Annotated in this window: 11 protein-coding genes and 1 pseudogene; 2 read left to right on the top strand and 10 right to left on the bottom strand. The window is 41.0% G+C overall.

The annotated features are described in order from the left end of the window. The 10 genes and pseudogenes from LAY57_RS33640 to LAY57_RS33595 form a co-directional block, all read right to left on the bottom strand. Positions 1-694: bifunctional DNA primase/polymerase (locus tag LAY57_RS33640; protein ID WP_249071545.1), on the bottom strand; the 694-nt coding region annotated here is incomplete at its 3' end. Positions 695-785: 91 nt separating this feature from the next. Further along, entirely contained in the window at positions 786-2,087 is a 1,302-nt protein-coding gene (dnaN, locus tag LAY57_RS33635) for a DNA polymerase III subunit beta (RefSeq protein ID WP_249071544.1), read from the bottom strand. A gap of 65 nt (positions 2,088-2,152) precedes the next feature. Beyond that, positions 2,153-3,097 carry a DNA polymerase III subunit delta' gene (locus tag LAY57_RS33630; protein ID WP_249071543.1) on the bottom strand — a complete coding sequence of 315 codons (945 nt, stop codon included), beginning with the start codon at positions 3,095-3,097 and terminating at the stop codon, positions 2,153-2,155. Beyond that, on the bottom strand, positions 3,076-3,381 hold the full coding sequence (locus LAY57_RS33625; protein WP_249071542.1) for a hypothetical protein: 306 nt from the start codon (positions 3,379-3,381) through the stop codon (positions 3,076-3,078). The genes LAY57_RS33630 and LAY57_RS33625 overlap by 22 nt, the downstream gene beginning before the upstream one ends. A gap of 9 nt (positions 3,382-3,390) precedes the next feature. Next, positions 3,391-4,347, bottom strand: coding sequence for a DNA polymerase III subunit delta (holA, locus tag LAY57_RS33620; protein ID WP_249071541.1), 957 nt, complete (start codon positions 4,345-4,347; stop codon positions 3,391-3,393). Next, positions 4,316-4,984: a DNA methyltransferase family protein gene (locus LAY57_RS33615; RefSeq protein WP_249071540.1), complete on the bottom strand. Its 669-nt coding sequence runs from the start codon at positions 4,982-4,984 to the stop codon at positions 4,316-4,318. The genes holA and LAY57_RS33615 overlap by 32 nt, the downstream gene beginning before the upstream one ends. Positions 4,985-5,088: 104 nt before the next feature. Continuing rightward, positions 5,089-6,891 (bottom strand): 3'-5' exonuclease, encoded by a 1,803-nt coding sequence (locus LAY57_RS33610; protein WP_249071539.1) that lies wholly within the window; start codon positions 6,889-6,891, stop codon positions 5,089-5,091. A gap of 94 nt (positions 6,892-6,985) precedes the next feature. Further along, positions 6,986-8,335 (bottom strand): annotated as a pseudogene (locus LAY57_RS33605) (DNA polymerase III subunit gamma/tau); the annotation flags it as partial. Between the two features lie 22 nt (positions 8,336-8,357). After that, positions 8,358-8,720, bottom strand: a complete 363-nt coding sequence (locus tag LAY57_RS33600) for a DUF6876 family protein (RefSeq protein ID WP_249071538.1) — start codon at positions 8,718-8,720, stop codon at positions 8,358-8,360. A gap of 16 nt (positions 8,721-8,736) precedes the next feature. Then, on the bottom strand, positions 8,737-9,033 hold the full coding sequence (locus tag LAY57_RS33595; protein ID WP_249071537.1) for a GIY-YIG nuclease family protein: 297 nt from the start codon (positions 9,031-9,033) through the stop codon (positions 8,737-8,739). Positions 9,034-9,423: 390 nt separating this feature from the next. Between LAY57_RS33595 and LAY57_RS33590 the strand changes: the two genes are divergently transcribed. Both LAY57_RS33590 and LAY57_RS33585 read left to right on the top strand, forming a co-directional pair. Continuing rightward, positions 9,424-9,708 (top strand): hypothetical protein, encoded by a 285-nt coding sequence (locus LAY57_RS33590; protein WP_249071536.1) that lies wholly within the window; start codon positions 9,424-9,426, stop codon positions 9,706-9,708. Next, on the top strand, positions 9,705-10,154 hold the full coding sequence (locus LAY57_RS33585) for a PIN domain-containing protein (protein WP_249071535.1): 450 nt from the start codon (positions 9,705-9,707) through the stop codon (positions 10,152-10,154). The genes LAY57_RS33590 and LAY57_RS33585 overlap by 4 nt, the downstream gene beginning before the upstream one ends. Positions 10,155-10,254 lie beyond the last annotated feature (100 nt).

The raw sequence follows: 10,254 nt of genomic DNA, 5'->3' as shown, positions 1-10,254 counted from the left end.
AATCATCAGCACGCCAAGGGGCAATTTGAGCTAGCTTTTGTGCAATTCTATCGCTTGTGAGGTGATGCTCAAGCTGTTCCCTACCTTCATTTTTTGACATCCTATCCGATATCAGCCTTTTGTGCATCAGTTGAATCAACCAATCAGGTGCAGGCGCTATAGCACATTCAGCCGGACTACCATCTTGTACCCAATAATAACGTCCAGTTTGCGGATGCACCGAAGGCGGCAGTACCGACATCATACCAGATGCTCTAATTTCCAAACCTTCACCTGGTAATCGTGCTTTGATTCGGCAGGATGTGACGCGAGTTTTTGCTAAAATGGAAAATATATACTGACAGCGACCGGGTTTACCACTGGTAAATCTTACTGTAGGGGGAATATTTCCACCAGATAATTTTCGCAACAAGTTCATCGCAGAACTGCCATCCACATCTACAGCTACTAATTTATTCCCCGTTAAAATACCAATCCCTTGTGGACGAATGCTTACCATTCCACCAATTCGATTTTTCACCATTACAGCGCCAGTCGATTGAAGCTGCCAAATCAATTCTTGCTTGCTAAATGGGTTTAGCTGCCATTGATATCCTAAAGGTTGTTTATTTCCATTAGTGGGTACAAGTTGCCAAAAGTTAGGGATGAGGTAAAGACCTTCAATCAATCTTTGAGTTACAAAATTGACAGTCATATTTAGTTACCAAGTTTGTTATTAGGAATGGCGAGTGAGTCAGCTATGAACAAACCCACTCGCCAAAATTACTCCACTTTCCCAAACCAACCTAACTTTTAATTAGAATTGGCATAAACAACTGAGTAGTAGGAATCAAACTATCAACAGGCGAGACAACTACCGGAGTCGTCGGTAAGTTCATTTGCAATTCCACCCAAGCAGTATCGAGTTTCTTCAAAGCTGCTAGCACGTACTTGATATTGAGGCCAATTTCGATACTTTCTCCTTCAATTTTGGCTGATATTGTTTCCACGCCTCTACCCAAATCAGCCGTTGACACCGTAAGAAGCAATGATTGTTCGGATTGATTAACGTTCGCCACAACTACATGATTATTATCCGTTAGTACCGCCAACCGTTCTAAAATCTCTATAAACTGCCGTCGGAAAATGCGAACAGTTGTGCTAAATCCGCTAGGAATCAGTTGGCGATAAGAAGGATACTCGCCTTCTAGCAATCGAATACTTAGCTGAGTATTACCGATACTCAAGCTGCCTTTGCTACTGTCGAATTCTACCGTTACTTTTTCCGCAGAAGTACCTGATAGTATTTTCTCAATTTGTTGCACTCTCGCAGCAGGGATAGTAACCGATACCGATGGAATATTTTCATCATCGGCGTAAGGATTGGGAATAGAAGCAATCGCCAACCTATAGCTATCTGTAGCTGCTAATTCAATTCCATCTGCATCAAATTGTAAATATACTCCACTGAGTATTGGTTTCGTTTCATCACTAGCAGCAGCAAATAAAACAGTTCGCAGTCCGGCTGCTAATAATAGCGGTTTAACTCGAAAGCTTTGACGGTTCGTATCTAATTCCGGTAAATTCGGAAAATCCTCTTTCACCGTTCCCCGAATTTGATATTGTCCGCTACTAGCACAACTGAGAGTAACGACAAATCCCCTACTGATTGCACGCGCTTCTAGGGTAACTTTTCCAGTTGGCATTCGCGATACAATACTTTGTAGTAATTTGGCTGGTAAAGCTATTGTACCTGGAATTTCTACTTCAGCATCACAGCAGATGGTAACTCCTAGATTAAAATCAAATCCAGTCAGCGTTATTTGTCCATCTAGTGCTGTTAGCAGTACATTACTTAAACTGGGATGGATGGGTTTGGCGGAAACTGCTAATAGTGCAGTTGAGAGTTTGGAATTGAAGGTGTCAGCTTCTATTTGAAATTTGAGTTTGATATCATCGTCCTGTGGTAGTTCAGTTTCGACTTCCACAAGTGTAGTTACCTGAATTGCTTCTTGTTGCTCTATAGTTGAAGTGTCTATCCCTGTTGGTGCAATATGTTCTTCAACAACAGGCTTTTCCAAAACTTGATACTGTTTCTTTCGAGGCATAATCAGTCAAAAATAATCATCGCAAATCTTCCCGGCGTGAGCTATTCAGACTTGCAATGATTAGGTTATAATTGAATACAGTTAACCAGCGCAACTTCCCAAACGAGCCTAGTTTGGGCTAATTTTAGAAGTGCCTGTTTAGCACTTTCTAACTTGGCCATCAAATCAGTACGATGTAACGAATCCCACCACAGCAGCATTAAGTAATCTATCAACCATAATTGTTGCGAGTATTCTAGAGAACGGTCAATTTTTCTGGCTAATGATAAAGCTGCCATGAGGCTGTTGGGTAGAGTATTGCATTGATTGAGGAGTTCTGGAGGAATTGATTGCAGCATTTGATGGGATGCGATCGCTAACCCCGGACTACCCCGTGCTATTGTAATCAGAGTAGGATTAGCCAAAATATCGCTATACCCATTTTGAGTTAACACTGTTGCCAAATCATTATCAGATAGCCTGCGAAAAGGAATTACCTGACACCTAGAAATAATCGTAGGTAACAGTGTTTGAATGCTATTTGCCATCAAAATAAACAGAGTATTAGCAGGTTCTTCCAAGGTTTTCAGCAATGCTGATGCTGCTTGATGATTCAAAGCATCAGCATCTTCTATCACCACCAACTTTTTTGGTGCATTTAGAGGCTTGCTAGTTGCAAATTCCACTATTTCCCTCACCTGGGATATGCGAATCACGGGTGGTACTTTTCGCTTGATACCTTGTGCAATGGCTTGTGATGATGTCAGCAATTTATCCCCATGCTGGTATGTTGGCATCACCCATAAAATATCCCGGTGATTGCTAATTTCAATTGGTAAGTTCACTTGTCCATCAGAAAACAAGGATTGAATGAAACAATTAGCAGCAAGACGCTTACCTATACCTTCTTCTCCGACAAATAAAAGTGCGTTCGGAATGCGATTTGTAGCGATAATTGCTTGCAGTAGTTTGACGGCTGTTGGTTGACCGATTATCGAGCTAAAATGGTTTAAATTGATTGTTGGTTCCATAACTTAAATGCTTGCCAATTTCTGGGGTTATTGGGGTCTTTTTCGGTTTGTTCGTAAGGAGTATTCATGGTGGCGACATCGTACAATTCCAATGCTGCTTTTATTCCCACATCGATAAATGTTTGATAACACTCCTCACTCCAAACTGTACTCTCAGCAATGGCAGCTAATAACAACAGAAGTTCTCCGCCACATTCTTCCGATTCTAAATATTCAATTGCTGAAAGCAGTTTCGCTTTCGGAGAAGTTGGATAGGGTGGCAGAAAGTAACTGATGTGACTCATATAGCACTCCTAAACATTGCATAATTTTTGGATTTGAAGGATGAGCGAATTTCGAGCATCTTGACCGCTTTTGAGCATGATTTCCAATTCCAAAAGCAGGTGGAGACCATTTTGCAATAGGTCTAATCTACAGTTTTGAGTTTCTTGTTTAAGGTAATAAATGCGATTGGGGTTTGCTATTTCTGCTTCTTTAGCAATCAACTGGTTAGATGCACCTTGCTGACTCATCAACTTCACCCACAGCCAAGTGCGAAATTGAGTAACGAGAGTGGCGACAATTCTCAAGGTAGGTTCGTTACTATTGAGTAGGTCATTTACGCAGCTAAGTGCGGCTGGTAGGTTTCTTTGGAGGATAAAGCTAGCCAATTTGAGACTGCTGCTGGTGTTAGAAGAAACCAAAGTTTGTACATCTTCTGTTTCAACGCTTCTTGCACCTACATACAATTTCAACTTTTGCAGTTCCGAGTACAATAATCGCGTATCGTTTCCTACTGCTTCTACCAAAGTTGTAACTGCCTGTGGACTGAGATTAATCTTGGAAAAAGTTGCTATTTCCTCCACGTTTTGTGCTAACTGTTCGGTTGCCCAAATGGGAATAATAGGATATTCTTTAAATTGAGCATACTTCTGCAATAATTTGGTTGATTTAAGCCTGCTATCTGGCTTGGTTTTACTGGTCAACAATAGAGTATTGCTAGCAGGTAAGTTTTTCAGGCAGTTTGACCAAGATTGCAGTTGATTTTCCGTGCATTCACCTCGGTTATCCTGTAACCAAACTAAGCGACCTCCTTCACCCCAGGGGGGAGTCATCGCACTGGTAATTCCTACCATTAAAGCTTCGGGACTGGCAGGTATTTTAGTGTAGTTGAAGTTTAACCAATTTGGATGACAAATTTCAGACCGCAGTTGGTCAATTTCTAGGGAGATAGCAAACTCATCTTCTCCGTGTAAAACAATTACTGTCATGCAAATATCCTCTGTGTGGACGTGCTTCTCTAATGCGATAAATTTGGTGAAGGGGATGAGGTGGTAATTTATCGATAATTGCCAGATAACACTTGACATCGCTTGCTTTTGATGCAGTTACGTACAATTCTTCTGGCATGGGAATACTCGTTCCACCTACCAATTGGAACCATTTCCTAAACTTTTGGTAATATCCATGTTTCGCTTCAAATGCAGCATTGCTCATCAAGAATACCAGCCGACCGCCTAGAGTTAAACAGTGATAATAGGCATGGGTGATGTGCAGTTCTTGTGCTGGAAATGGAGGGTTGGCAATAATCCTTGAATATAGTAGTTTGGGATAATAGGTTAAGAAGTCATCCCAAACGACTAAATATCCTTTAAGCGTAAGAATTAGCTGATTCAGGTAAAATTGTTCTATGCAATGTAAATTAGAACTATATTTTCGGATGTACTCGCAGATAACACCCGTACCAGCACTGGGTTCTAATACGCTCATGTTTGGCTGGATATTTGCCTTTTTTACCATAATTTCAGCTACCCAGGTGGGGGTTGGATAGAAATAGTTAGAATGGGGAGCAGTTAGTAATGCTTCTACTTCTAGATATTGCTGCATTTCATAAACGGTTAATTTCAACTAATTATCACTTACTTTTAGCGTGAGCGTGTTTTCTATAGAAAATACTAAAAATAATATCCATCATTAAAGTGATGGATATATCCAAATGGAATCATTAGATTTCAGAACAAGGAGAGTTGCTTATAGTTTATAGAATTGTCAAGGTTAAGAACTGCTCTGATTTCATGCCTTTTTTTCGCAATCAAGTTCAGGTAATAGCTCACAGCATATTCTCCTGCTGCTGTTACCCCATTCATTCCCTGGTAAAATGTTACAATCTCACCCTTTTTACCAAAAGTTAATAAAGCTCTTTCATTCACTTTAATCTTGCGAGTAATTTGGATTTCTTCTTTCGGCAATTGACCGGATAAAATCTGGCGCTTAACTTGGTTGTAATAATCTTCAGCCAGTTGTTCGGATTCGATAAAATAGGTGAGATAGTTAACGGGAAATTCCTTTTCCAGACGAGAGCGATCGCGTTTTTTCCAAATCCCTTTTAAAGTCGTGCTACCATCATAGTGCCACAATATATAATTTTTAGCACCTTTGGCTGGCACGAACATCGCTTTTGCCGTTGTTTCCAGTTCTATACTAATCCCGGAAGGCATGGAATTAGATAAAGTTTGAAAGACTAATTCTGGTTGTGGATGGCTGAAGAATACCCCATCGGTATCCGATTCAATTTGAATTCCATCGGCTGATTCTATGACAGATATCATGTGCTGGAGGATGCGCCTACCATAAGCAGTCACCAACGCCGCCGCTTCCATATCGTTAAAGCCAACACCACCAGTTCCGTAGAAGCCAAATAGGGAATTAATCAGCACTTTTAAAGCACCTTCAGCTTGTTTGGCTGCGACATCACCAAGTTTACTCTTTGCTTTCATCTTCAGCCTTTCTTCTGTCAGGTACTTGAGGATATCCAGTGCAGTGCGTTTCTCATCCTTGCGAGAACAAATTCCATATTTGAGCATAATAGAAGGATACAGGCTAGACACATCTATTTTTGCTACATTGCGATGCAGTCCCGGTACTGAAATTACCAATCCGCCAGCAAATTTCATCTTCGGGTCAGGTTTTGGTTTAACGTGAGGATATTGATTTTCTAATACCCGTTGCCATTTAGTAGCATTACCCGCCAGTGCAAGCTGTTGCAGATTCATGGACGGTACTATCAATGCTTCGTACCAATAACTAGGAACTAGCTTATCTGCAATTAATTTAGTATCTTCTAAATCAAATTGCAAATATTCTCGAATAGTTTCCCATCCCGAACTTCCTTCTCCTAATTGCCAACATTCTTGAATTTGTTGATGAGATAAAGTTAACCTGCGTTCTTTCCTCAATCCCAATTCTAATACGACATTTTTGAGAGAATAGGATGGAGTAAGAGATTTGGCGATGAAATCCCAACGCAAAACGCAGATATACGCATCTACGTGGTTGGTATTTTTGTAAAAGATTTCATTAACTTCGATAGGCGTACCGAAAATTTGAGCGCTGGGTATTCGCCGGGGATTTCTTGCTTGTTTGAAAGGATGTTTGATTTTTAAGGCATTGAGTCTGGTTATAATAAATGGTAAATCAAACCCCATTCCATTGTAAGTTAGCAACACTTCTGGATTAACTGATTGTAAGTAATCCAGAAACTCTTGCAATAACAAAGCTTCGTCTGATTGCATGAAGATTTGTGTATTTCCAGATTCACTCATACAGCCGATGGCAATAATGCGATCGCGTTCTTTATCTAATCCGGTTGTTTCGATGTCTAATACTACCTTGGTTAATTCGTTGTAAGGTTTAAGGGATACTTCCGGCTTCCATTCATTTTTAGGTGTGCTGTCGGTGTAGAAGATATCAAGGCCATGTTCTTCTACTATAATTTCTTTGTCTACGGTTTGACAAAATTCCCGATGTTTGTACATAATTTATATCCTCTTAGGTTTTAATAGACTAAGCCAAAGCATTGAACTTTGGCTTAGTAAGCATCGTGCTGAAATACGGCTTAAATCAGCAGATTAATTGCAGCGTTGTTTTAGTACCAACTGTTTTTGATAGTGCCATTTCTAAGCGTTCGACTGGTACTTTATTCTTAAGTGCTTCCGAACTCACTTTCACGGTAGCAGTTCCGCTTTCTAAGGCTACCAATTTTCCATGCTGCTGTAACAAGGTTTTTGTACCTAATGGTAACTGTTTAAGTGTTTGCGTCCACACATCGGTAGATGAAGATACTGTTGCTGAGGATTGCTTAACAGCGGGAGTATTAGCCACAATAATCTTGTTACCTACTGATAACAATCCTATCATAATTACTTCTAACCAAAGATGAGGAACAGTGGTGTTTTTAACTTGCGCTTCAGAAGCACGCAGATAATCTTGTCCTGCTAGAATCTTGTCAATCTCCCACCGAGATGCAGCTTCGCATAATTGCTGCCAAGTTGTGGAAGTACAAGCAACCAAATCTGAACGGTTGGGTGCAGTTTTAGCAATCAATAAATCGCGATAAAGACCTGTCAAATCTTGTAGAATAGTTAGAGGTTCTCGTCCTCGTTCCATTAACTGACGGGTGCGGTCAATTAAGGTTTCTGGATGATTACTAGCAACTGCATCTAGCATTACCATTAAATCGCATTCTGGTACTGCTCCAACCAAGTCCCAGACTTGTTCTACGGTGATTTCACCTGATAACAAGCTTAATTGGTCGAGCAAGCTTTCTGCATCCCGCAATCCCCCTCGTGCGATTTGGGAAACTAGATTTAATGCAGCATCGGTGATATTGATATTTTCCAATGTCGCAATTTGACGTAGGTGGTTTACCATTTCATCAAGTGCTATTCTGCGAAAATCGAATCGCTGACAGCGAGAAATGATGGTTGATAGTACTCGTTGGGGGTCAGTTGTCGCTAGTACAAATACGACTTGCTTGGGAGGTTCTTCGAGCGTTTTCAGCAACGCATTCATTGCTGCACTGGAGAGCCCGTGGACTTCATCGATCGCATATATTTTATAGCGACATTGGAGCGGTGCGAATTGAGCGCAATCGATAATTTCTCGGATGTTTTCAACTCCCGTATGACTGGCGGCATCGATTTCAATTACGTCCAAGGAATTCCCGGAAGTAATTGTACGACAAGCTTCACATTTACCGCACGGTGTTGCGGTTGGTTTATCGCTAGATAGGCAGTTGAGGGATTTAGCTAAAATTCTAGCGCTAGAAGTCTTACCAGTGCCTCTGGAACCAGCAAACAGATATGCAGGTGCGATTTGCTGACTGGTAATGGCATTAGTTAAAGTGGTAGCGATCGCATCTTGACCTACCAGTTCAGCAAAGGTTTGGGGGCGATATTTTTGATGGAATGGTACGTACATTTATGGTGTTAAAGGTAGGTAATTAATACTCGGAAGGCAACATCAGCACTTTATCTACTAAGTAGAGTTTGGTAGAATTGAGTGGGAAGTCAGTGTATGGGATTTCTTGTCTGACGACTGGTTCTGTGTCACTATCTGATTGGCAAGTTAAAACTGCTGAGTTATCTGATAATACTGTTAACTGCCACAGTTGAAATTCTTGCAAATCTTGCTGCGAAAGCAGTTGTCGCATTTGATGGGAAGCTATGGCATCGATTAACCAAAAAGCTTGTCCTTCCGTTGCTAGAAATTTGACACCATCGGTGTAGTGAATTTTGCCGAACGAATGTTGATAGATGTTTTCAGTTCCCGTAAAGGCATCTAGTTCTGCTTGGGTTAAAGCCATCAGTTTTACTCCTTCTTTAATTCATTCTTCTGATGGCGTTAGCCACATTTTTGAACGGCAATCGATTGCAAATTGGACAAAATCGACGACTATTCTTTTGTCGTTTTAGCTGACGTTCTAGAGAGCGATCGCCTATCCAAACTTCTGCTAATCTAAAGGTAATTCCTCTTTCTTTGGCAACTTGACAAAGCCTTGCGCCCCTACCCAGTCGGTGATCCCTAATTCTTTCGTCCAAATCCTTTGTGTAACCTAAATAATGCTGGGTTGGTCTAGTAGGATTGATGCGTTTATTGAAATGTAATAGGTAAACCATTACAATACTTAATCGAAATCATCAATCCTCTAAGTGCGTGAGCAATAATGAAAGCCTTTAAAGCTTCTAATAATGCTTACTGCCAAATCACTAATCAAAATCAATCCCTCCATCGAATTTTATATGGTAACTTATCTGATTAGGGTTGCTAATCTTAGAATTGGTTACAAATATTGTCGTCAGTTGCAAACAAAAAGCGACCGCGTTTTAGTATAGAACGCTTTTAGTTTTATCAAAGGCGGCAATGGGATCGATGGTGTTTCCGAGGTGAAGTAGGCTCAAAGCAGCGATCGCATCTTTTCAATTAGCTCTAAAGGCTACACCAACGCAGAGTAAGATAGTTATCCGTTACAGTGTTAAAATATGGGAGCTTATATCTGAAAAAGCATTATGACATTAACCATCAACCTCCCCCCAGAATTAGAGCAGTATCTCCAGGAGGAAGCCAAACAGCAGGGGCTTTCCGTTGACGCGATCGCCTTGCAGCTTTTAACGCAATCTATTTTATTAAAGCAAAAACAAGCTCAAGCCGTTGATGTACTTCAAAGTTGGATTGATGACGAGGATGTTGAGGAACAGCAAGAAACAGGACAGTACCTGATCCAAGTATTAGATGAGGATCGGCTTTCTGAACGCAAATTATTTCCTTTGGAATTGAAAGGAGTAACTTGGTGAGCCAAGTTCTTGTATTAGATACTGGCCCAATTGGACTAATTACCAATCCCAAACTCTCTGAGAGAGGTATTGCTTGTAATCAGTGGCTTCAATTTCATATCACATCAGGCAGTCGAATTATTCTTCCAGAGATTGCGGATTACGAAGTTCGTCGCGAATTGTTGCGAGCTAATAAAATAAAGGGAATTTCTCGTTTAGATAATTTAGCCAAACTCACTGAATATTTGCCAATTACAACCGCTGCTATGCGTCAAGCTGCCAATCTTTGGGCAGAAGCTCGCCAGCAGGGACGACCAACGGCGGGGGACAAAACGATTGACGGTGATATGATTTTGATTGCTCAGGCTATGACTCTAGCGACTCCCAATGTCTTGATTGCAACAACAAATGTAAGGCATTTGTCGAGTTTTATTGCAGCCGATTTATGGCAAAACATTGTGAGTTAGTAGGGGCAGGAGGCGCAAGCATACGTAACCGTTCAGGGGGTGCGCCTGCGGCGCACCACCCCAAGAGGAGTTTGAGCATCAATGTGTTAGAGATCTCAGT

This window comes from Argonema antarcticum A004/B2, from assembly GCF_023333585.1.
Taxonomy (GTDB): domain Bacteria; phylum Cyanobacteriota; class Cyanobacteriia; order Cyanobacteriales; family Aerosakkonemataceae; genus Argonema; species Argonema antarcticum.
This window is presented reverse-complemented; position numbering and strand designations above follow the sequence as displayed.

What these genes read in the sequence shown, in the direction of transcription:
- dnaN (WP_249071544.1), bottom strand. Translation starts at nt 2,087, where the DNA reads ATGCCTCGAAAGAAACAGTATCAAGTTTTGGAAAAGCCTGTTGTTGAA.
- LAY57_RS33630 (WP_249071543.1), bottom strand. Translation starts at nt 3,097, where the DNA reads ATGGAACCAACAATCAATTTAAACCATTTTAGCTCGATAATCGGTCAA.
- LAY57_RS33625 (WP_249071542.1), bottom strand. Translation starts at nt 3,381, where the DNA reads ATGAGTCACATCAGTTACTTTCTGCCACCCTATCCAACTTCTCCGAAA.
- holA (WP_249071541.1), bottom strand. Translation starts at nt 4,347, where the DNA reads ATGACAGTAATTGTTTTACACGGAGAAGATGAGTTTGCTATCTCCCTA.
- LAY57_RS33610 (WP_249071539.1), bottom strand. Translation starts at nt 6,891, where the DNA reads ATGTACAAACATCGGGAATTTTGTCAAACCGTAGACAAAGAAATTATA.
- LAY57_RS33600 (WP_249071538.1), bottom strand. Translation starts at nt 8,720, where the DNA reads ATGGCTTTAACCCAAGCAGAACTAGATGCCTTTACGGGAACTGAAAAC.
- LAY57_RS33595 (WP_249071537.1), bottom strand. Translation starts at nt 9,033, where the DNA reads ATGGTTTACCTATTACATTTCAATAAACGCATCAATCCTACTAGACCA.
- LAY57_RS33590 (WP_249071536.1), top strand. Translation starts at nt 9,424, where the DNA reads ATGACATTAACCATCAACCTCCCCCCAGAATTAGAGCAGTATCTCCAG.